Genomic DNA, 21,150 nt, shown 5'->3' on the forward strand with positions numbered 1-21,150 from the left:
AATTAAACATTAAAAAAATGATTTTACTGGAAAAAGAACAAATCTAGCGTTAACTTAAACTAACTACGACCGTTAAAAAACAGTTTACACTTTAATTTTTTAATATTAGATAAGTGATATTATGAACAATCAATGTATCAATATCGCAATTTCAGGCTTAGGTTTAACCACCTCTGACGATCTTAAAATAAGACTTAGAAAAATTTTACCAACCAACATTGGTATAAATTGGACAAGTGTTTCAGATCAAAATATAAATTGTATTTTGATCAATGAGCAGTTTTTTGAAAATAATAATATCCAGAATATTATCCAAAATAAAAATATTCCTTATTTAAAAATTTCAAAACATAGTGAACATAAAGAAAGTGCTGAAGATAATTTACTCTGCATCCCGATTTATGACGAATTTACACTGAAAAACTGGGTCAATATCAAATTACTGCATAAGACTGAAACAGAACAATCTGAACTTAGCCAAATTCCAGATGATGAAGCTGATGATCAACTTGAAATCAAAGAAATTGATTTTTTTGCAGCGCTTTTCCATCACGACAGCCGCAAAGTTATATTAAATGATCATCTCGGTACGATTGCGATTATCGACCATCATGCGCATCTGGCATGGCTAGAAGCTACCCGTGAAGAATACCAAACAGATCGCTCGATACACTACACCGCGGCAGTCACTGCGGACTTTATAAAAGTCTCTCGTAAACGACAATTCAATTTAGAAAATTGGTTATTTAACCTGATTTGGAAAAATCCCAATTTAATTACCGTACCTGCAGCTGATAAATATTATCGCCTCAAATTTTGGGTTCAACCCAATGAGCTGGATAAGAAATTACTGTTACAACTAAGTGCATGTTTTATTTCTGGGGCTGAGATTCAACACGTCTCAGACAAACTCAATATCCCAGTCACAACCGTGCAGCACTTTGTTGCTGCGAATTTAGCCATCCATAACGCTGAACTGATTTCAGCAAAAGAAAGCCTATTTGATAAAACATCAAGTGATACTGAGCAAACGGAAGAAAAAGGAATTTTAAAAAGCTTTTTTAACAAATTAAAAAGTCGATTTAAATTTTAAGGGATAAATACACGATGATTATTCAGAAGTATAAAATTGTTTTTGCAGGTTCAATGGGGGCAGGTAAAACTGAAGCGATTAAATCATTATCAGAAGTACCTGTATTAGCAACAGAAGCATTTAACACCGATGATCATAGCCATAAAAAACTAAACACAACGGTGGGAATCGATTATGGCGAAGTAACCCTTGATGATGGCAGTAAAGTTGGACTGTATGGTACACCTGGACAAGGTCGCTTTGACTTTATGTGGGGCGTGATATGCAAAGGTGCGATTGGTACGATTTTGCTGATAGACCATAGCTTAGCAACGCCCTTAGATGAACTAGAATATTACCTTAATATTTTTAAACAATATGGTGAAAACATTGTGATTGGAGTCACCCATATCGATGATGATATGAATAAGCCAACGCACCAATACCGTCAATGGTTGATGGAACGCAATCTAAATTTACCTGTATTTTTTATTGATGCACGCAAGAAAACTGATGTGTTATTGCTCTTAGAAACCTTGATCACCACATTAGAAGTAAAATATTTATAGGCTATTGGTATGTATCCGCTTACTGGAAGCGTATTCGGATACTCAAAAGTCGCTATTTAAAGCCGTTATTTAAGTAATGAGAATATAAAACCGAATCCACTTGATAGCATAAACGAATAAAATCTTTAGCCTTATTACTGATTGTAAGGCTACTGTTTATAAGATTGCCTGAATTGTTGTTTGTGACTTACCTTGTGCTTTAGACTGATACATCAATAGATCTGCCTGATGCGTGGCATCATCGATATTGTCAGGTAATTCATTGTAAATACCAATCCCCATACTAAAATCAATACCGAATTTTTGTTTTAAGCCACTAAATAAAAAACTATTTCTAAGTCGTTTTGCGTAGTCCTCGATTCCTTTTAAATCAGTATCTTGTAAGATCACTACAAATTCATCACCGCCCATACGAGCAACCACATCAGAATGGCGTGTCGCAGCTTGCAATACATGAGCGAACTCGACTAAAACATCATCACCTTTGCTATGTCCATAGGTATCATTTACCGCTTTAAAGCCATCTAAATCTATAATAGCGACAGCTAAGGTATGTTCTTTTTTGCAATATCGCTTTTTTAGTGCCTGATACTCTAAATTAAAGGCACGAGTATTATTCAGCGATGTCAGAGAATCTTTCATTGCCATTAAGGTCATTTCATTCAAATTATTTTTTATTCTCAACAATAAAAAAGCCACAACACTAAAGAAGCCAAGCCTTACACAAGCATTCCAGAAAGGGATAATCGAATTTGTATACTGGTGCCCTGCACTATAGTCAGCATATAACCAAGTAATCCCCGATAAAATAACCGTAATCATCGCGATATGCTTGTTGTCATACCAAGCAGCAATAGAAACAGGAATCAGATAAAACACTGCAAATGAGTATTCATAGCCAGTCGCCAGATCAATTGCACCTAAAATGATGATGATAAAAAGCAAACTAATACGACGTACAACCATCGAACTCATCAACAGATAGGTCTCCAATTGTTTAATCATTTAGACATCATTCCTTGACCAATAGCAGTAAGCTTTTAAAACAGCTTGAATATAAAAAACCAAAAACAACAACACCACGAAACCGAACTAAAGCTATGTTTTAATTAATTTTAATAATAAAATTCAGACTTCATTAGTCACTTATAGTTAAAATATTCAATAAAGTAAAGTTTTGAGTATGATGATTTTTAGCTTCTTATAGATAATTTCTTAATTACTTTGTAGCTAGGTTAATTAGATCAAATAAAAGGAATTGTACAGTATAATTTTTATCGAATTTTTCAGGATGAGCGGGAAAACAACTCTGGTTTACTTCAACTATTAAAACTTTGTAAGTTTTAATCCTATTGCCTATAAACTTTTGATTTATAGCGTCCTAAGCCGAATCGAGACCTTGTGGGTAAGTACTACACTCACGTTGTACGTAACTGGTAGCAATCTACTCTTTTCGATCCCTTACATCCTTGAGATAAATATTAACGAAATCGGCTCGGGATTATTTTCCTAAGATAGATTAATTTTTTTATTTTTTAGGAAAATTTTCCTTCGAAAGTCACTTAATAAAGAAAATTTTCCAAGAAAGCATATTTAATGATTTTTTATTGCATGAATTCTAAAAAAAATGCAAATTTAATTTATAAATTTGCATTTTAGTCACTCTATTTCAATTGGCACACGCTTTAATCTGCTGAGTTAAGACGCATCTTTTAGTGAAGTTGCTTTACTGTCACGCAAGATATCTTCTAAGCCTTTGGTATCCTGATTTAAAAATGCGGTTAAACTGGCTTTTACCTGTTCAAGCGTACTGTGTTTGATTGCAAATACTTCTTTATTTTTCCGCGTCATCAAGCCAAATAATTCGCGTTGTGGGAAAATCAATTTGATATTGCTTTCTATCTTAAATTCAAAATCTTCACTTTTCGCATAAGCATTTAATGTAATTTTTAAAAATGCTTCTGACGCTGGGTTCAACACTGTAAAAATAGTATTTCGACCATCCAGTTGTAATTGTAAAACACGTTGATGGCGCCAACTGATACTTTCAAATTTCGCCAATATCTCAGCAATATCTAAATCGCTCTCATGCTCCATCTCACGCTCATCTGTGTGATTAGGATACTGAATTTGAATTTCAAAATTGTTCATTATTTTATAACGCATACCTTTAAAATCTATTTGTAGTGTAACAATACTCATTGAAATTAATAGCAATTTAAACCAAATTTTTATAAATTAGTCATTGATTTTAAAGTGTAAATTGTATAATCGCTCACTATATTTAACTTTTATATGTACTAAGTGTATTTTATCCATTGGTCAAATAATCAAGCCCGTTTATTACTTTTTTACAGATCAATAAGGAAGCTCACGCTTCCTTATTTTTTTATAGAAGATGTCGACCTCTAGTCGTTATGCCAAACGATGCTCTTGCAGCATTTTTTTATGCATTAATTGTCGATATTGTTCTGTCATCTCTTCGATTTGACCATTTAGGAATAAGCTGAGCTGTTCTGAAACTTGCGATTGGTTTAAGTTTTTATACACCACATCATATTTCTTTTTACGCGTTAAAAGCCCCAGAAATTCTTTACTTTCAACAACCAGTTGGATATTGCTATCGATCTGAAAAACAGGGTCTGCTTTACTCGAGTGTGTATTTAACTGAATATGTAAATAAAGTTCTGTCTCCGTGTCCTGTACAGCAAAGGAAATATCAGAATTTTCAACTTGTCCCTGTGTCAGAAATAAACGACGCCAATTGATCGCATAAAATTTTGCACGAATTTGCTCAATGTCCTCTGCCTCAAATGACACGATATCTTGCGCAGGCAAATTGATCTCGACCTCGAACGTTCTCATTGTTCTCACCTATCCATGTGATGTTTATATTATGAGCTATTAATAGCATTTATATTTTTGTTTTAAAACAAATATTTATGTTAAATCATTAAAATTTATTACTTTTTATCAAATACACATCACAAAAATCAGATTATTTATTGATGAAGTTTTTATTAATTTTTCTATTTTTATATCAAACAGTAAAAAGTATCAGCATACTTTTAATCCCCCAGTTATTTTTAAAACGATGAGTCAGCATAAGCTTTCATCGTGACTTCAAACAATTGACGTTTAAAATATACATTTCAATTGAATAGGTATACGCTCTATCCCTTTTAATATATGCAGTTCCACCACATAAAGATGAAACTGCAGGTAAAATTGGTGATGGTTAAAGGCTATGAGCTTCTTAACAACAGCAAACACATCCCTTAATTTTTTCACGAGGCCAATTCATCTTTGCTCGTTTAATTGCCAACTCACTAGTTGCAAAAAATCCCAGTAGATTTTGATTTTCCGCCTTAGGTAAATGCTCACAAGCTTTGCTTGCATTGTGTACCTCATATACACCATTGGCTTGCGCATTTATATCGATAATGAACTTGTCCATCATAAAAGTTTCCCCCAATACTCTTAAAAAGACCTTGAGATTAAATCCATAAAGATGATGTTTTTATTAATCCCATAATAAAAGTATGCCTTTATGGTGCAAAAATCAATCTCTCTTTTATTGATTTATTGTTGGGGGAAATTTGTCTTTGTATTCGATTTAAAGTGAATCAACTTTCTATGTCAAAAAACAGAAAACACTTAATCCAATTTAATGACTCAACCCAATTGAATTGAGTCATTATCCTCTTTGAATCTTGATAAACACTTGTTTCACAAATGCTAAAACACACTAACTACAATGGATGAACAACGCTTTCTTGTTTTTTCTTTCTTAACCAGCGAACCGCTAGCACCATCAAAATAATGCCAACAATCACCACCAATACAGGAACGATAAGTGATAATACCGATACAACGATTGCCCCAATCCACTCACCTGTAGACACCAAAGGATTGGCTATTCCACCTGTCGTTGCAGTAGATACACCACGAACCGCAACCGTTCCCATTTGTACAGCTGTTGCTGTACCACCACCAACGATAATCGCAGCCGCCCAGCTTGCAAACTGTGACATTTCACCTGTACTGACCGCCATGGTGGTCAATGTTCCAGCTACCATGGCTGCTGGCGTGGCAATAGTATCTAAAGCATTGTCGACCCAAGGAATATAGTACGCACCAATTTCACAAATGGTTGCGACAGCTAAGCCAATACATACCGATGGTATCGCTAACCACTCAAAACCTCTCATTGGCTCAAACCAGCCCATCAGTGATGCAACACTCATCACCAATAACGGTACAAATACACGAAAACCGCAGGCGGCACTTAAACCAATGCCAATACATAAACTCAGGATTGTTTCCATAATGATTTATCTGCCTTTTTCTCGTTATCTTTTCAACTATTATTAAATTAACAAAAAGCCCTATCACTGGATAGGGCTTTTGCTTAAAACAGGGAATATCTGTTTTATCTGTGCGGCTTAGCAATCTTATTTTTTAAATTGATTGCCAAGGCATTTGGTACACTGGGGTAAACGATCTGTACCAATTTCTAAGTAAGTGCGATGTCCGCATTGGACACAAAAATAGAAGCCTGTTCCGGGTTTTTCGCCAGCAGTAACCATTTTTGTTCTCCATAGGTTTTAGAAATGGTGAATAAAGTATAACCATATTTTGATGTATGTCTACTGTCTATTTCCAAAAATGATGGTGTCATTTTTGCAAGAAATGATTTCAAGAGAGAAATTTATTGTTTTTGAGAGCTACTGCTTAATCATTAAGTATCGTAAACCATTTAAAGCTCTTCTCTTTCTTGAGATGGCTCATCTGTTCTTTCTTCCTCATAAAAATCATCAGGCATCTGTGACAATACATTTAAAAGGCGCTCAGCTGTGATTGATTCATCAGAATTTACCGTATCACTTTGAGTTTTTCGTAATAAAGACATTTTATTCCCCAAATAAAAACCCCACTTAACAGTAGGGCTTTTTTACAACACTATCAATTACTTTTAATCCTCAATTAATCTTCTTTTTAAAAGAGCAGAACTCCCTCCTTTTCAAAGGAGGGTTGGGGAGGATTTAAAGAATAGAACTCAATCAAGCCACTTGCCCTTCCAAGAAATCCTGTGCAAAGCGTTGTAATACCCCACCCGCTTCATACACATGCACTTCTTCTTCAGTATCCAAACGACAAGTTACAGGAACTTCAATCACTTCATTCTTACCATCAACCGTGGCACGTTCAATCACCAAGGTTAAGTCTGTACGTGGTGCAATATTACCAATCACACTATACAGCTCAGTACCATCAAGCTTTAAGGTTTTACGGTCAGTACCCGCTTTAAACTCAAGTGGTAACACGCCCATACCAACAAGGTTAGTACGGTGGATACGTTCAAAGCCTTCTGCCACAATCGCTTCAACCCCAGCAAGACGAACACCTTTCGCAGCCCAGTCACGACTAGAGCCTTGACCATAATCCTTCCCAGCGATGATGATCAGTGGCTGCTTACGATTCATATAAATCTCAATCGCTTCCCACATACGCATCACTTCGCCTTCTGGCTCAACACGCGCTTTAGAACCTTGCTTGATGGTACCGTCAGAACGAACCACCATTTCATTAAACAGTTTTGGGTTGGCAAAAGTTGCACGTTGCGCGGTCAAATGGTCACCACGATGCGTTGCATACGAGTTAAAGTCTTCTTCAGGGACACCCATTTTATGCAGATATTCACCTGCTGCCGAATCCATCATAATTGCATTCGATGGTGATAAATGATCCGTGGTAATGTTGTCAGGCAAGATCGCTAGTGGACGCATATTTGACAATGTACGTGGTGCAGCCAAAGCCCCTTCCCAATACGGCGGACGGCGGATATAAGTACTTTGCGGGCGCCAATCGTATAATGGGCTTTCTGATTTTTCCGTCACACCCAAATCAAACATCGGGATATATACTTTACGGAACTGTTCAGGTTTTACAGATTCTTTAACCAGCGCATCAATTTCAGCATCCGATGGCCAAACGTCTTTTAGGTAAATTGGATTACCGTCTTTGTCATTGCCCAATGAATCCGTTTCAATATCAAAACGAATTGTGCCCGCAATTGCATAAGCCACTACCAAAGGCGGTGAAGCCAAGAATGCTTGTTTTGCATAAGGATGGATACGACCATCAAAGTTACGATTACCTGAAAGTACCGCAGTCGCATACAAATCACGGTCAATAATTTCTTGCTGAATTTTTGGATCTAAAGCACCAGACATACCGTTACACGTCGTACATGCATAAGCCACGATACCAAAACCAAGCTTTTCTAAATCTTCCAGTACGCCAGCTTCTTCAAGATAAAGTGCAGCAGCTTTAGAACCTGGTGCAAATGATGATTTCACCCAAGGTTTACGTACTAAGCCCAATTCATTTGCTTTACGTGCCAACAAACCCGCAGCAACGGTATTACGAGGGTTTGAGGTATTGGTACAAGAGGTAATCGCGGCAATAATGATTGCACCATCAGGCATTAAACCATCAGTACGGTTTTCAACTATGCCTGCAATGCCTTTCTCTTTTAAATCTGCTGTTGATACACGTGCATGTGGGTTTGATGGACCTGCAATATTACGTGTTACGGTTGAAAGATCGAAACGAAGTACCCGAGGGTATTCTGCTTGTTGCATATCTGATGCCCAAAGACCAATTTCTTTGGCATAACTTTCTACCAATTTGATTTGGTCAGATTCACGACCAGTCAAGGTTAAATAATCAATGGTGTTCTGGTCGATATAGAACATTGCCGCAGTTGCGCCATATTCTGGAGTCATATTGGAAATCGTTGCACGATCTCCTACAGACATACTGTCCGCACCTTCACCAAAGAATTCTAAATATGCACCCACTACACGTTCTTTACGCAAGAATTCTGTAAGTGCTAAAACGATATCTGTTGCCGTGATACCAGCTTTACGCTGTCCCACCAATTCCACACCGATTATGTCTGGAAGACGCATCCAGGATGCACGACCCAGCATGACATTTTCAGCTTCCAAACCACCAACACCGATAGAAATTACACCCAACGCATCTGTATGTGGCGTATGTGAATCGGTACCGACACAAGTATCTGGAAATGCGATACCTTCACGGTTTTGAATCACTGGAGACATTTTCTCCAAGTTGATTTGGTGCATGATGCCATTCCCTGCTGGGATCACATCGACATTTTCAAACGCTGTTTTGGTCCATTCAATAAAGTGAAAACGGTCTTCATTACGACGGTCTTCTACAGCACGGTTTTTTTCAAATGCATCTGGATCAAAGCCACCGTATTCCACCGCCAATGAGTGGTCAACGATCAACTGTGTTGGTACAACAGGATTAACTTTAGCAGGGTCACCGCCTTGATCTGCAATCGCATCACGTAAACCTGCAAGGTCGACTAATGCCGTCTGTCCAAGGATGTCGTGACATACCACACGTGCTGGATACCAAGGGAAATCATGGTCTTGTTTACGATTAATCAGTTCTTTTAAAGACTGTTCGAGAATAGCTGGATCACAACGGCGTACCAGCTGTTCGGCCAATACTTTTGAAGTGTATGGAAGTTTTGCATATGCGCCTTGCTGGATATCTTCTACGGCTTGACGCACATCGAAGTATTCGAGCTGGGTACCTTGCAGTGGTTTACGATAGTTGTTATTCATTAGTTTTGTGCCTCTTGCATCATTTTGTACTGCGTGTCTAATGATTGGCATAGTACACTGTCGAAAACCCATTTCCCAAATCGTTTATATTTCATAAGCTTAGATATGAAAATAGGGGTTTTTGAAATATTTAGTAACAACTTCATTAAAATATTTGCACTAAATCTGCTTTTTTTTGAAAAATAGCGGAAAATAAGATTAATTCTTTAGTATTAGATTTAAGATAAGCGAGCAATTCATGAGCGATCTAGCTTTCTCCTCATTTACCTTGATTGGTGTTGATGCAATCAAATTTCTACAAGGTCAAGTGACTGTAAACGTTGAAGCTTTGGCTGAAAATATCACCCAATACACTGCGATTTGTGATCTTAAAGGTCGTATCCATTTTGGCTTATGGCTTAAAAAAATTAATCCTGAACATTTAGAGATTGTTACGACTCAAGATCAAGCCGAAGAATTTGCCAAACATATTAAAAAATACGGCGCTTTTTCTAAAATGAAGCTTGAAGAAACTGGACAAGTTTTTCCAACATTGAATGGTTCAACGACTGATTTTTCTGCTACAGAAACCGATATTTCAGCATGGGAAATTTCTGCAATTCAAACTGGTCAAGCATATATAAATCAAGCAATTGAACATGTATTTCAACCACAAGAATTACGCTTACACCAACGTGAAGGAATCAATTATGACAAAGGCTGTTACCTTGGTCAGGAAGTGATTGCACGCCTCTGGTTTAAGGCAAAACCAAAAGCATGGTTACATGTCATTCAAGGTACAGGTCCTGCCCCTGCTCAAGCTGAACAATTGAATAAAGGTGTTCAAGTGGTAAACAGTGCAGCATTTGAAAATGGTTATATTGCGCTTGTGGTTGCCCGTCCTGACGCTTTAGAAGAGTTAGACGTGACTGTTTTAGCATTGCCTGAAAGCTTAAGTGGTGATGTTGCGAGACCGCAGTAATTTCTCAAAATTTTCTACAATAATAAACCTACAACCTTGTAGGTTTATTTAGAGAATTAAACGATTAATTCAATCACAATAATTTCAATAATAATAACTACTTAGATTCACTTCCATAGATAAATACTTTACTAATCTAGTACTGCTTCCAAAGATTTATCGACAATTTATATTTTTACTTTCACCTGAATTTTGTATTCTCAGCCATGCTCTTTTTACTAACTCCTAAAATTTTAGAAAAGTTCAAAGTTTAGGAAGATTCTTTCTGCCTCACATAATAAATCACACCACTCTTATCATCGGAAAAATAAAATGAATTTTCATCTACCCGATAAATATCACAAGGGCGACCATAGACATTTTTGCCCACTAAAAAACCATCCATAAACGTCTGTAGTTTTTGCCCTTTACGCATAATCACAATTTTATAGCCATGACCAATCGTGGCATCGGTAGAACCATGTAAAGCAACTAAAAAAGAATTTTTGATGGTGTCATCTGTATCGGGATGATCAAAATAATCAAAGCCAAGTGCAGATGAATGCGCAGGGAAATAGGCATAAGGAGGCAATACATTTTTGCAACCTAACGGACGTTTAAATTTTGGATCTGCCAAAATTTTACCATTCGACGAATAACATGAAGCCCAACCATAATCTGCATCACGTTTGAGTGCATAAAAAGTTTCATCAGGCTTATTTTTACCCAAATGGTCCACACCCTGATTGGTGGCAAATAAAAAATTACCAACCCATTTCAAACCGACTGCATTGCGTAAACCTGTAGCAAAAATCTTTTGTTGCGAACCATCGGGATTCATTTCTAATACTGTTGCCCGAACTTTTTCTTTCTCAGTACAAGCATTGCAACTTGAGCCGACTGAAACATAAATTTTTCCGTTCCCACCCACAGCAATTGTTCGCGTTAGATGCCAACCACCATATTTATAACTTAAACCATAGTCAGGAAAAGTCACTAAAACTTCGGCTTTATCGGTTGGTTTAATTTCACCTTTGGTAAATTTTCGTCGGGTCAGTTGATTAGTTTCCGCTAAATACAACCAATCTTGTCCGGAAGAATCTGTATAAAATTGAACTGAATTAGGGTTCTTCAGCCCCGTCATATAAGGAATAATTTTGCCGAATTTTCCCGTTTCAGGGTTCCATTCATCCAAAATATAAACGATGCCTTTTTTATTATCAGTCAAATCATGCATATCTGTTACAAACATTCTGCCATCAGGAGCTTTGCTAAAAAAACGAACTCGCTTTAAGCCCTCAGCCGCTGGAATAATTTCGTAATTTGCTGGAAGATTTAAAGAAAAGCGCTTCCCATTTTTTAAGTTAACCTGCTGAGGCACAAGATTTGGCTGTTGAGCTAAAATCCCCATTGAACAAACTAAACTTATGAATAAGATTGACAGTACTTTCATCATAGATACGTCTCGATTAATCTTAGGAAAAACAGCCTTCTTTTTTATATTATATAACTTGAAGCACGAGTATATAGTCAAATAATTTTGCTAGAAAAACACAAAGACCATCCAGATACAAGCCATTGTTTTATACTGTTTTTAGCCAAGCTCCGAAAGTATCCTTGCAGTGGATTAATGCATTGACTCTAGTTCTACGGCACGCAGCGTATCAAAAAACAGAACTAAGAAAATAAACAATGACAACATCAAAAGTTATTACTTTAGAAAGCCCTAATCACCATTAATACATCGGTAGAGGGCTCATCCAAGTGCTTAAAATATTTTTATAGCCCAATTGAACAGTTCACTAATTTTCAATGGATATTAAAACCCATGAAATAATTTATTCATGTCTTTACACAAATAATCTTTAAAGTGAAATGCCCGTGCATGTTTTGCATCAAACTTGGCCGTCTGACCATCTTTTTCAAAAATATAAACACGGTCATCCTTACTGACAAGAAACTCACCACCCAGTTTGATCAACAAAGCATCTATCTTATCTTCATCAGCAATACTGTCATCTTGGCTGACTTTGTCATAATTACGTCTAATGCCTTTAATAAACATCGTCTACTCACACATTCTATTTAGCCAGAATTATACTCTTTTCATTGCCTTTAAAATGGCCCTAAATAAACATTATCAAAATCATTCGGCTTGTTTACCCAGATAAATACTTATAAAATAGCCCAATCATGTGTTATCGCGGCTGCTGAACCCGATCAACTCATGAGTTTTTATCTATGGACATTACACAACAATATTTTGAAAATGAAATAAACCGCAATCGCGCTTGGAGACGTAAGGTAAATTATTTACACCGTGGTCGAGATTGCAGACATACTTCAAGCCTTTGGAAACCAGAAAAAGACTGGAAGCTGCTTTGGAACAGATCGTTAAAAAGATCTCGCTCGAAACAATTAAGAATTGAATATCCACGTATTTCATCTGCTAAAAGACGAAAACAAGCACAATATGATTTTTGGAAGACTGCTGATTGAACACCCTTTTTATTTGTAGTCGTAACCAATGGCGTAGTCCCACTGCCGAGCGTGTCTTTGCAGTGGGCTATGGCATTTCCACACGTTCCGCTGGAACAAGTAAACACGCCAAACATCGTATTTCTGTCAAAGATATTGCCTGGGCAGATATGATTTTTGTCATGGAGCAAAAACATAAACAAAATATCAAAGAGAAATTCCCCAACCAGTTACAACATAAAAAAGTCATGGTGTTGGATATTCCAGACGATTATCACTATATGGATGAAGAGTTAATTGAAATTTTAACAGAGGCTATGCAACCCTATTTGCCTTAAATGCTAAAGTCGTTGCCATCAATCAGTATGACCAATTCATAATCAAAATGATGACAAAACAACCTTAAATTGCCATAGCTCAACCCGATCAATATTTAACAATAAAATAAATGATGCAGAATCCACTAAAAGTATTTTCTATCCTTAAAACCTTCACGCTTATCTTGGTGATATGCGCGGTTCTGTTCAGCTTTAGTTTTATATTTAGATTTTCTGACTCAAATTCAGATGAGATTCCTTTTACTGCGACTACAGAAAAACTGGGAATATTTCAAAAATATAATAACCAAATCTATGCCGCTGTACCCAGCAATGGTGATTATTTGATCCCAGATGCAGATGTTCAAAGTTTTTATTTACCCAATGATAATTACCAATACCGACAACTAGGTGCAGATAAACTGCATGTTTATTGTGGCAATATCCTCCTAAAAGGTGTGCAACCTCAACAGGTGAAAACTATTGGGGATGGTTATTTTACTGCTGGAAAAGACACTTGGTATTGCTCCCCCTCCACCGAACGAAATAAGGATTTAGGGGCGCTTCGAGAAGTGTGGCAAATCATGCAACAAAATTTTGCCCTAGGTTCAAAACCACAAAGTTATCTCTACCCCTATTTTAAACTTGAACCAGGCAACCGGCCTTATCGTGTTAATTCCGAAAATGATACGGCAAGTAATGGGACATTCACCTATTTTCAAGGGAAATTACTTTCTGGAGCCAATCCAGACCAACTCAAACTTGTCTTAGGTAAACGAAACTATGCCTATCGAGCGGATGGAAAAAACGTCTATTACAACAACACCCTGCTCGATTTAAAAGACAATGGAAAACTTTATAGTATTGAAATAGACGGTTTAAATAACCAATATTATTTGCTCAATCCTGTGGATGGTATGGTCTATGTCAACGAGTTTGCCTTTGATCCCCAATACGCGCCTTATCATCTCTTAAGCGAACATGGCGATCACATTAACCATGCTTTGTTTTATAACGACACGGGGATTTATTATTTTGATCTGAATAAGAAAAAAATGCGTCGCGCAGGTGATAGTCCATTTTTAGGCAAAGCATTTAAAGAAATCGCACCGCTGATTTTTTCTGATGGCTCACAACTACTCTATCTACAAGCCAGTGAATATCGCAGCAACAAAGGATCAGCCTCTTCCAAATCCACCCATATTCTAAAATTAGCTGAACCACTTCATTCCACATGGCAAAAACTTGGAGATGTAAATTACAACTATGGCACTGTATGGAAAAATGGCAATGCATTTTACTATTTTGATCAGTTGGGAAATAGCCAACTGGTTAAGGCCACGATTTATCATATTCGTGACCCACAAACGATTCAGAATTTACTGAGAACTCAACCACGCACTGACGATATTCGACAATGGATTGAAGAGCAAAAGATGGTTGAAGCCAAACATGTAGAATTACTCGAAGTAGAGACGACTAACCGCTCAGACAAATATTGGGGCTTGTTTATTCCGATCATTTTCGTAGCATTTTTTAGTATGCTGATGTGGATATTTAAACGGTTTAATTTAAATTTTGCCCCATTTTATATACGTAATCATAAACTGATCGTCAGTAACTTGATGATGACCTCTTACCCTTTAGATCAGATCACATGCGTTGAATTTAGTACCCGTATGACTACAGCGAATGGAGGTTATCTTGGGCACTTTCAAATTTTACAGCGCAATGGCAAACGTAGCAGAATCTTTAATTTTAGTACGCAATTACGTTTACGGAGTGACTCACAAGTAGAATTAAATCAATATATCCAACAACTCAGAAATGAGTTAACACGCCATGGTATCCAGAATACAATACGAAGTTAGCGTGGTACCAACTAAATATCGCATTGGCAATTACATGATCTCAATATATTTTTGATCATTATTGAGTGCACAATATCCACATTATTATTTTGAGCTTTAACATGAAAATCTGGTTATCTCTTCTAACTTTAGGTCTTTTTACCTTTTCTTCTGCACATGCAGATATTCAAACTTTGCAGCAAAACTTAAAAACCAAATATCCTGAGATTCAGGTGAAATCGGTACAAAACTCACCAATTAAAGATGTTTATGAAGTCTATATGGGTGGGCGTATTGTTTATACCAATGAAGAAGCAAAATATTTCTTTGTCGGCAATTTAATTGATCTTAAAGAACAAAAAAACCTGACCGAAGAACGTATGCAAGCGCTAAAAAGTATTGATGTAAAATCATTACCTTTGAAACAAGCCATTAAGCATGTCAAAGGTAAAGGTGAACGTGTAATCTACGTATTTAGTGATCCTGACTGTCCATATTGCCAACATCTTGAAAAAGAATTAAAAAATATCGACAACCTAACAGTTTACTTATTTTTATACCCAATCACCCGTTTACATCCAAATGCTGAAAGTATTTCACAGCAAATTTGGTGCTCTAAAAACCAGTACCAAGCGTGGGAAGACTATTTGATTGATAAGAAACAACCGACTTCAAACAAGTCATGTACGAACCCAATTGAGAAAAATATTGCTTTAGCAAAATCACTCGAAGTCGATGGTACACCAACATTCTTCTTACAAGATGGCACCCGTATTTCAGGCGCACGTGAAGCAGGCGAAATTGAATTACTCCTCAAAGCAGTAAAATAACAGCCCACAGCCTAGAGAATAAAAAATTTCTCTAGGCTTTAATGTTGTTAAAATATCCTTAATTCTTTCTTATTTATAAATAAATTAAAATTTAAATACACTAACTTATACAATAGGCATGTTTACATTTATAATTTTCAAATTATGATAAAAACGTCCTCAACAATGTTCTCACACCATAAATGGAATTATGTTGAAATTAAAACAAGGTATATCGTCAAAATGAAAAAAATTCTATTCGCTACACTGCTCAGCTTTTCATGTATTTCTGCATTTGCAGCAGATACAGCTAAAGGCAACGTTGACCCTGCATTTGTCAAAGCGCAAGAGCTGATTCAAGCAAAAAATTATCCTGCGGCCTATCAAGAACTTGAACGTCTTGCAAAAGCTGGTAATGCTCAAGCCTTATATAACTTAGGCTATTTAACCCAAACGGGACAAGGCACAACCAAAGACGATAAGAAAGCTTTGAAATATTATCAAGATGCTTCAGCAAAAGGCTATCCTGTTGCAAGTTACGTCTTGGCGCAAAGCTATGCGGTAGGTCAATTGGGCTTAGCCAAAGACGAAAAGAGAGTTCGGGAATACTTAGAAAAGTCCTCTGCTCAAGGATTTGATGATGCTACAGTGGAACTTGCGGTTTTATTATTTGCTGAAGGCAAACCCGCATCTGACAAGCTTGGCTTACAAAAACTTGACCCTTTAGTGAAAAAGGATTTTGCACCTGCGATTCATGCGAAAGCGCTGTATGACATCACCGATGGTTTAAAGAAGAAGAATGCAGCAGCAGTCAATCAAGGTTTAAAATCAATCCAAGATTTAGCTAAAAAAGGATATATCCCAGCATTAATGGCTGTCGGAAATATGCTGACCAATGGCAATATCATTGATCAAAATCTGCCAGAAGCACAAAAGATTTTCTCAGAACTGGCTAAAAATAATGTGCCTAAGGCAAAAGAGTCTTTGGATGTTGTAAACAAACTGATTGCTGAAAAAGGCAAAACACCTGCTCCCGCAGCACCAGCAAAAAAATAAGCAACACTTAAAAAAATACTCTCGCAAGTGAGTATTTTTTTACCACCAAATACCAATCAGAACACTCACCACAATAAAACTCAATAAAGTACTTATCATCAAAGGTGTCAGTGCTTTTTCATTTAAACCATAGACTTGCCCAAAAATTCCAAATATAGAAGGCATAGGCAAAGCGGCAATCAAGGTACCTGCATAAATCATCTTTTGATCCAAGTCTGTTAAATGAGTCAAACCTAAATAGACCAATATCGGCATACAGATATTTTTAGAAACCACCAAATAAATGGTTTGCAGATTAAGTGATTGAATCGTAATCCCAACCATCCCACCACCAATAATAAATAATGCTAAAGGTGAAGCCGTCTGACCTAACAAGGCAAATACTTGGTCTAATACATGTGGAATTTGAATTTCGAAGATCGCACAGCTCATGCCAATCATCACTGACAAGAACAATGGATTTTTTAATAAAGTCAGAAATGTTGTTTTTAAAATGGCGGCTAAATTGGCTTGTCTTTGTCGCCCTATTTCTGCCAAGGTTAACATCAGCGGTACAAGAAATACGCTTTCAATGATAACAATCAGTGAAATATAAATCATGGCTTCACTACCCATCAGCAAAGTCAAAATTGCTGCGCCCAGTAACCCGGTATTGGACATTGATGCGCCAAGTGAAAACACAGAAGCATGGGTAAAATGGTTGTTAAAAAGCTTTTGCCCTAAAATAAAGGCCAAAATAAATAGAGTAAAAGTGACGCCTGCATAAACAAAGAAATAAGCAGGATACCAAATCTCATGTAAATCTTTTGCAGCCAGTGCATGAAGTAATAAAGCAGGTAATGCAATTTTGATTACAAAAGCACCAATTGCAGTAATTTGCTCTTTAGAGATCAATTGGATTTTGACAGATATAAAACCCAAAAATAACAGGAAAAATACTGGAAAAATTACCGAAAAAATCATTCAAGCCGTTCCTTTTCCAGATCATACAAATAAAGATATATCCTAGAATATATCTTTATTCAGTTTAAATACGTTTAAAGAATAATGAGTGAATCAAAACTGTTATGCCATCAATATGCTGAGAACAAATCTTTGATTCCGTGCGGCTGACAACGTAAATATTGTGGTGCAATCGAGATTTTTGCACCCAATTTTGCGGCAGCATGCCAAGGCCAGCGTGGGTCATATAAAATCGCTCTTGCCAATGCAATTGCATCTGCTTCGCCTTGTTGAAGGATCTGTTCAGCTTGTTCAGCTTCGGTAATTAAGCCCACCGCAATGACAGGAATATTCACCTGTTTTTTAATCGCATTTGCAAAAGGCACTTGGTAATTTGCACCCACTTTAATATCTTGTTGAATATGTAATCCCGCAGAGGATACATGGATATAAGCAGCACCAAGTTGCGCTAAAGCTTTTGATAAGCCAATGCTTGATTCAACATTCCAACTATTTTCTGCATCCATCCAGTCAGTTGCAGAAATACGTACACCTACAGGATAGTCAGTTGGCACAACTGCTCGAATGGCTTGAAAAACTTCTAGTGTAAAACGAATACGATTTTCAAAACTTCCACCATATTCATCAGTTCGGTGGTTAGACAATGGCGACATAAATTGATGCAGTAAATACCCATGCGCTGCATGAATTTCAATCAGTGAAAAACCAGCATCTACTGCACGAATCGCCGCTTGCGCAAAGTCTTGAATAATTGTTTTAATTTCATCAATGGTTAATTCATGCGGAGCAATATCATTCGGACTAAAAGCAATATCACTGGCTGATACAGTTTGCCATCCATGTTCATGATCGGGCGCAATCTGACCTTTCCCCTGCTTCACCAACCAAGGCTTTTCAGTCGAAGCTTTACGACCTGCATGCGCAAGCTGAATAGCAAAAGGTGTTGGAGCAATGCTTTTTACCTTATTGAGTAAAGCTTTGATTTGATCCCGTTGCGTATCATTCCAAAGTCCCACATCGGCATAACTGATCCGCCCTTCGGCTTGAACCGCTGTTGCTTCAATAATACATAAGCTCGCGCCTGACAAAGCGTAACTTGCCCATTGCTGTTCATGCCAATAGGTCACTTCACCCTGATCTGTTGCCGAATATTGACACATTGGCGCAATAATAATTTTATTGCTGAGGGAGAGTGAACCAAATTGAATAGATTCAAATAACTTTGGTTGAGCAGACATAAATTATTTTCCCAATGAATTAGAACTGTTTGGTGACACTGAGTCCTGCACTCCAGTTAATACCATCAGCAGGTTCAAAGAATCGACTATTACCATCATTCACAATGACTGAACCGACATAATTTTTATCGAATAAATTATCAACTCGAACAAAACTACGCACTTTCCAATCGTTGTTTTTCCAGATATAACCGACATTCATACTGGTTACTGTATAACTTGGTGCAGTATCTGTATTGAGATCATCTACATAGATTTTATCCATATATCGAACATCGACACCCGCGTTAAAGCCCTGCTCAGGCAACCAGCCGAAAGATACAAAGGCTTGGTTTTTTGCAATTCCGGGAATGTAATTGCCACTTTGGATAACTTTTTTAGGATCAGTGTTGGGAATATCTGCATCAAATGTTGCATCAAGGAAACTATAACTGGCTTGAGCCGTTAAATTTTTCCACAACTTTTTATTCCAAGACAGCTCTACCCCTTGGCGCAGTGTTTTATCTGCATTTTGATAGGTTGCACGTCCATTGAGTGTTCCCGCAGAAACGATGTCATCTTGGGTATTACTTTGGAAAACTGCGGCGGTAAAATTACCTAGACGATTTTGTACTTTTAAACCAAGCTCATAGTTATCACTGGTTGAAGGTTTAAGCGCAAAGTTAATCCCTGCCGTTCCTTCTGTTGGATAGGCCATTTCGGTAAAGGTTGGTGTTTCAAAGCCTTTAGCATAACTGAGATAACTGCTGATCTCAGGAGTAATTTCCCATGTCAAAGCAGCCGATGGGAGCAGTTTTTGATAATCGGTTTGCCCGCTATCGTCGCCATTATTTTTCTTTGGATCGGCATCATATTTAATATAACGATCTTTAGATTCGTAATGGACATTGCTATAGCGTAACCCTGTATCTAGACGTACAGTCGGCAAAAATTGCCAAGATGCCTGAAGATAAGGATCTAAATTCCATAAAGTATTTCGTTCATCACGGCGTAAATTACCTTTTACCCCATAATGAGGTTTTTTATTATTATCTAAAATATAATTTTCATATCCTTGGCGATTTTCATTCATCGCATCATAAGCCAAGCCTGCACTGATCCGTGTATTCGGCAATAAATCTTTGCCTGTCCAACGTAAATCAGCACCATAAAAATCTCTAGAAAAATCAATTACACCGCCCGCATGTCTAGGATTAGCTTGAGCAGTATTAGGAATAGACTGATATTGGGTCACTTCACGATGACCTACATAAACCATCGAATAGATTTCATTTTGGTCGTTGATGGGTTTATTCCAATTGATACCTGTTTGTGTCTGGTTAATATCTTTACGGACATTATATTCATTTATACTGTCGTTCACTTGTTTAGGATTTTGCTTCCATTGCTTACGAGTCAGACCTTGTGGATCATCAGCTGAAATATCTACATGATTGATCAGCCAATTGATCTTAGAACCATCATCTAAGTCCCACGTGAGTTTGGCATTGCTCAACACTTTTCTTGCGGCACTGTGGTCACGATAACCATCGGTATCAAAATAAGAAGAACTGATCACATAGCTCGGTTCATTGGCTTTATCTGCACCACCTTGTAAGGTGATGTCAGCACGCCCTTTATTATTACTGCCACCTGAATATCCTAACTCGACCGAATCACGCCCTGTTCCTTCTTTGGTCGTGGTGAGAATAGTCCCCCCAGAGGAGTTTCCATACAGTGATGAAAAGGGCCCACCAAGTACTTCAATATGATCTAAGCTCGTTAAATCAATATTTGAAGTTTGGCCTTGTCCGTCTGGCATCGTCGCAGGAATCCCATCGACATAAAGACGAATTCCACGTACCCCAAAAGTTGAACGTGCGCCAAATCCGCGCATAGACAGTTGTAAGTCTTGGGCATAATTTTCACGATTATTGAGCTGTAAACCCGGAATTCCTTTGAGTGTTTCAGTGAGGTTTACCCCAATATTATTTTGACTTTGTTGTTGATCAACTCTATATACCGATGCTGGGGTGTTTAATATGCTGGTATCAGAACGTGTTGCTTCAATTTTGATGGTTGGAAGTTGCTGCGCAGAATGTTGCTGAATGGAATCTTGAGATTCCACTTCAGCATATAAGCTCTGTGTGATACATACCGTTAAGCAAAGTAGTGTTGTATTAATTTTTAGATGTTTCACTCTTTGCAT

General features: G+C 37.3%; 21 protein-coding genes. 8 read left to right on the forward strand and 13 right to left on the reverse strand.

Going from position 1 to position 21,150, the window contains the following annotated elements:
• Nucleotides 1-121 precede the first annotated feature (121 nt).
• Both GJV03_RS04085 and GJV03_RS04090 read left to right on the forward strand, forming a co-directional pair.
• Complete coding sequence (locus GJV03_RS04085; protein WP_154129518.1) at nt 122-1,093, forward strand: hypothetical protein; 972 nt, start codon at nt 122-124, stop codon at nt 1,091-1,093.
• 14 nt (nt 1,094-1,107) lie between these two features.
• Nucleotides 1,108-1,641, forward strand: coding sequence for a GTP-binding protein (locus GJV03_RS04090; RefSeq protein WP_154129519.1), 534 nt, complete (start codon nt 1,108-1,110; stop codon nt 1,639-1,641).
• Between the two features lie 156 nt (nt 1,642-1,797).
• Here the strand turns inward: GJV03_RS04090 and GJV03_RS04095 are convergent, their stop codons facing one another.
• From GJV03_RS04095 to acnD, 8 genes are all read right to left on the reverse strand, one after another.
• The gene (locus GJV03_RS04095; RefSeq protein WP_154129520.1) at nt 1,798-2,646 is read right to left on the reverse strand and encodes a GGDEF domain-containing protein; all 849 of its coding nucleotides are present in this window, start codon (nt 2,644-2,646) and stop codon (nt 1,798-1,800) included.
• Between the two features lie 693 nt (nt 2,647-3,339).
• Nucleotides 3,340-3,807, reverse strand: a complete 468-nt coding sequence (locus tag GJV03_RS04100) for a hypothetical protein (protein ID WP_154129521.1) — start codon at nt 3,805-3,807, stop codon at nt 3,340-3,342.
• 249 nt (nt 3,808-4,056) lie between these two features.
• Nucleotides 4,057-4,506, reverse strand: coding sequence for a hypothetical protein (locus tag GJV03_RS04105; protein ID WP_154129522.1), 450 nt, complete (start codon nt 4,504-4,506; stop codon nt 4,057-4,059).
• Nucleotides 4,507-4,897: 391 nt separating this feature from the next.
• On the reverse strand, nt 4,898-5,101 hold the full coding sequence (locus GJV03_RS04110) for a hypothetical protein (RefSeq protein WP_154129523.1): 204 nt from the start codon (nt 5,099-5,101) through the stop codon (nt 4,898-4,900).
• Nucleotides 5,102-5,393: 292 nt separating this feature from the next.
• Nucleotides 5,394-5,969 (reverse strand): DUF4126 domain-containing protein, encoded by a 576-nt coding sequence (locus tag GJV03_RS04115; RefSeq protein WP_154129524.1) that lies wholly within the window; start codon nt 5,967-5,969, stop codon nt 5,394-5,396.
• A 126-nt stretch (nt 5,970-6,095) separates the two neighbouring features.
• The gene (locus GJV03_RS04120) at nt 6,096-6,230 is read right to left on the reverse strand and encodes a hypothetical protein (RefSeq protein ID WP_004722968.1); all 135 of its coding nucleotides are present in this window, start codon (nt 6,228-6,230) and stop codon (nt 6,096-6,098) included.
• 170 nt (nt 6,231-6,400) lie between these two features.
• A complete protein-coding gene (locus tag GJV03_RS21395) occupies nt 6,401-6,553 on the reverse strand; it encodes a hypothetical protein (RefSeq protein WP_004722970.1) in 153 nt (50 codons plus the stop codon).
• A gap of 151 nt (nt 6,554-6,704) precedes the next feature.
• The gene (acnD, locus tag GJV03_RS04125) at nt 6,705-9,311 is read right to left on the reverse strand and encodes a Fe/S-dependent 2-methylisocitrate dehydratase AcnD (RefSeq protein WP_154129525.1); all 2,607 of its coding nucleotides are present in this window, start codon (nt 9,309-9,311) and stop codon (nt 6,705-6,707) included.
• 238 nt (nt 9,312-9,549) lie between these two features.
• Here acnD and GJV03_RS04130 point away from each other — a divergent pair, with 238 nt between their 5' ends.
• On the forward strand, nt 9,550-10,272 hold the full coding sequence (locus GJV03_RS04130; protein ID WP_004819185.1) for a folate-binding protein YgfZ: 723 nt from the start codon (nt 9,550-9,552) through the stop codon (nt 10,270-10,272).
• Between the two features lie 250 nt (nt 10,273-10,522).
• On the opposite strand, the gene GJV03_RS04135 is transcribed toward GJV03_RS04130, so the two are convergent.
• Nucleotides 10,523-11,707 carry a glucose/sorbosone dehydrogenase gene (locus GJV03_RS04135; protein WP_154129526.1) on the reverse strand — a complete coding sequence of 395 codons (1,185 nt, stop codon included), beginning with the start codon at nt 11,705-11,707 and terminating at the stop codon, nt 10,523-10,525.
• A 363-nt stretch (nt 11,708-12,070) separates the two neighbouring features.
• A complete protein-coding gene (locus GJV03_RS04140) occupies nt 12,071-12,316 on the reverse strand; it encodes a hypothetical protein (RefSeq protein ID WP_004722984.1) in 246 nt (81 codons plus the stop codon).
• Between the two features lie 176 nt (nt 12,317-12,492).
• Here GJV03_RS04140 and GJV03_RS04145 point away from each other — a divergent pair, with 176 nt between their 5' ends.
• The 5 genes from GJV03_RS04145 (at nt 12,493) to GJV03_RS04165 (ending at nt 16,761) form a co-directional block, all read left to right on the forward strand.
• The gene (locus tag GJV03_RS04145; protein ID WP_004722985.1) at nt 12,493-12,750 is read left to right on the forward strand and encodes a hypothetical protein; all 258 of its coding nucleotides are present in this window, start codon (nt 12,493-12,495) and stop codon (nt 12,748-12,750) included.
• Nucleotides 12,747-13,067 (forward strand): hypothetical protein, encoded by a 321-nt coding sequence (locus GJV03_RS04150; RefSeq protein WP_004722986.1) that lies wholly within the window; start codon nt 12,747-12,749, stop codon nt 13,065-13,067. The genes GJV03_RS04145 and GJV03_RS04150 overlap by 4 nt, the downstream gene beginning before the upstream one ends.
• 110 nt (nt 13,068-13,177) lie before the next feature.
• Nucleotides 13,178-14,917 carry a DKNYY domain-containing protein gene (locus GJV03_RS04155; protein ID WP_154129527.1) on the forward strand — a complete coding sequence of 580 codons (1,740 nt, stop codon included), beginning with the start codon at nt 13,178-13,180 and terminating at the stop codon, nt 14,915-14,917.
• Between the two features lie 101 nt (nt 14,918-15,018).
• Entirely contained in the window at nt 15,019-15,726 is a 708-nt protein-coding gene (locus GJV03_RS04160) for a DsbC family protein (protein ID WP_004819173.1), read from the forward strand.
• Between the two features lie 222 nt (nt 15,727-15,948).
• The gene (locus GJV03_RS04165; RefSeq protein ID WP_154129528.1) at nt 15,949-16,761 is read left to right on the forward strand and encodes a tetratricopeptide repeat protein; all 813 of its coding nucleotides are present in this window, start codon (nt 15,949-15,951) and stop codon (nt 16,759-16,761) included.
• Nucleotides 16,762-16,800: 39 nt separating this feature from the next.
• On the opposite strand, the gene GJV03_RS04170 is transcribed toward GJV03_RS04165, so the two are convergent.
• The 3 genes from GJV03_RS04170 to GJV03_RS04180 form a co-directional block, all read right to left on the reverse strand.
• Nucleotides 16,801-17,724 (reverse strand): AEC family transporter, encoded by a 924-nt coding sequence (locus GJV03_RS04170; RefSeq protein ID WP_154129529.1) that lies wholly within the window; start codon nt 17,722-17,724, stop codon nt 16,801-16,803.
• Between the two features lie 110 nt (nt 17,725-17,834).
• The gene (locus tag GJV03_RS04175) at nt 17,835-18,962 is read right to left on the reverse strand and encodes an NADH:flavin oxidoreductase/NADH oxidase (protein ID WP_096733226.1); all 1,128 of its coding nucleotides are present in this window, start codon (nt 18,960-18,962) and stop codon (nt 17,835-17,837) included.
• A 19-nt stretch (nt 18,963-18,981) separates the two neighbouring features.
• A complete protein-coding gene (locus GJV03_RS04180) occupies nt 18,982-21,150 on the reverse strand; it encodes a TonB-dependent receptor (RefSeq protein ID WP_154129530.1) in 2,169 nt (722 codons plus the stop codon).

This window comes from Acinetobacter sp. RIT698, from assembly GCF_009668065.1.
Lineage (GTDB): Bacteria > Pseudomonadota > Gammaproteobacteria > Pseudomonadales > Moraxellaceae > Acinetobacter > Acinetobacter guillouiae.

Excerpts from the sequence above, each read along its gene's own strand:
- GJV03_RS04160 (WP_004819173.1), top strand. The coding sequence starts at position 15,019 with ATGAAAATCTGGTTATCTCTTCTAACTTTAGGTCTTTTTACCTTTTCT.
- GJV03_RS04085 (WP_154129518.1), top strand. The coding sequence starts at position 122 with ATGAACAATCAATGTATCAATATCGCAATTTCAGGCTTAGGTTTAACC.
- GJV03_RS04170 (WP_154129529.1), bottom strand. The coding sequence starts at position 17,724 with ATGATTTTTTCGGTAATTTTTCCAGTATTTTTCCTGTTATTTTTGGGT.
- GJV03_RS04145 (WP_004722985.1), top strand. The coding sequence starts at position 12,493 with ATGGACATTACACAACAATATTTTGAAAATGAAATAAACCGCAATCGC.
- GJV03_RS04120 (WP_004722968.1), bottom strand. The coding sequence starts at position 6,230 with ATGGTTACTGCTGGCGAAAAACCCGGAACAGGCTTCTATTTTTGTGTC.
- acnD (WP_154129525.1), bottom strand. The coding sequence starts at position 9,311 with ATGAATAACAACTATCGTAAACCACTGCAAGGTACCCAGCTCGAATAC.
- GJV03_RS04135 (WP_154129526.1), bottom strand. The coding sequence starts at position 11,707 with ATGATGAAAGTACTGTCAATCTTATTCATAAGTTTAGTTTGTTCAATG.
- GJV03_RS04155 (WP_154129527.1), top strand. The coding sequence starts at position 13,178 with ATGATGCAGAATCCACTAAAAGTATTTTCTATCCTTAAAACCTTCACG.
- GJV03_RS04090 (WP_154129519.1), top strand. The coding sequence starts at position 1,108 with ATGATTATTCAGAAGTATAAAATTGTTTTTGCAGGTTCAATGGGGGCA.
- GJV03_RS21395 (WP_004722970.1), bottom strand. The coding sequence starts at position 6,553 with ATGTCTTTATTACGAAAAACTCAAAGTGATACGGTAAATTCTGATGAA.
- GJV03_RS04165 (WP_154129528.1), top strand. The coding sequence starts at position 15,949 with ATGAAAAAAATTCTATTCGCTACACTGCTCAGCTTTTCATGTATTTCT.
- GJV03_RS04140 (WP_004722984.1), bottom strand. The coding sequence starts at position 12,316 with ATGTTTATTAAAGGCATTAGACGTAATTATGACAAAGTCAGCCAAGAT.
- GJV03_RS04180 (WP_154129530.1), bottom strand. The coding sequence starts at position 21,150 with ATGCAAAGAGTGAAACATCTAAAAATTAATACAACACTACTTTGCTTA.
- GJV03_RS04100 (WP_154129521.1), bottom strand. The coding sequence starts at position 3,807 with ATGCGTTATAAAATAATGAACAATTTTGAAATTCAAATTCAGTATCCT.
- GJV03_RS04095 (WP_154129520.1), bottom strand. The coding sequence starts at position 2,646 with ATGATTAAACAATTGGAGACCTATCTGTTGATGAGTTCGATGGTTGTA.
- GJV03_RS04130 (WP_004819185.1), top strand. The coding sequence starts at position 9,550 with ATGAGCGATCTAGCTTTCTCCTCATTTACCTTGATTGGTGTTGATGCA.
- GJV03_RS04110 (WP_154129523.1), bottom strand. The coding sequence starts at position 5,101 with ATGATGGACAAGTTCATTATCGATATAAATGCGCAAGCCAATGGTGTA.
- GJV03_RS04115 (WP_154129524.1), bottom strand. The coding sequence starts at position 5,969 with ATGGAAACAATCCTGAGTTTATGTATTGGCATTGGTTTAAGTGCCGCC.
- GJV03_RS04105 (WP_154129522.1), bottom strand. The coding sequence starts at position 4,506 with ATGAGAACGTTCGAGGTCGAGATCAATTTGCCTGCGCAAGATATCGTG.
- GJV03_RS04175 (WP_096733226.1), bottom strand. The coding sequence starts at position 18,962 with ATGTCTGCTCAACCAAAGTTATTTGAATCTATTCAATTTGGTTCACTC.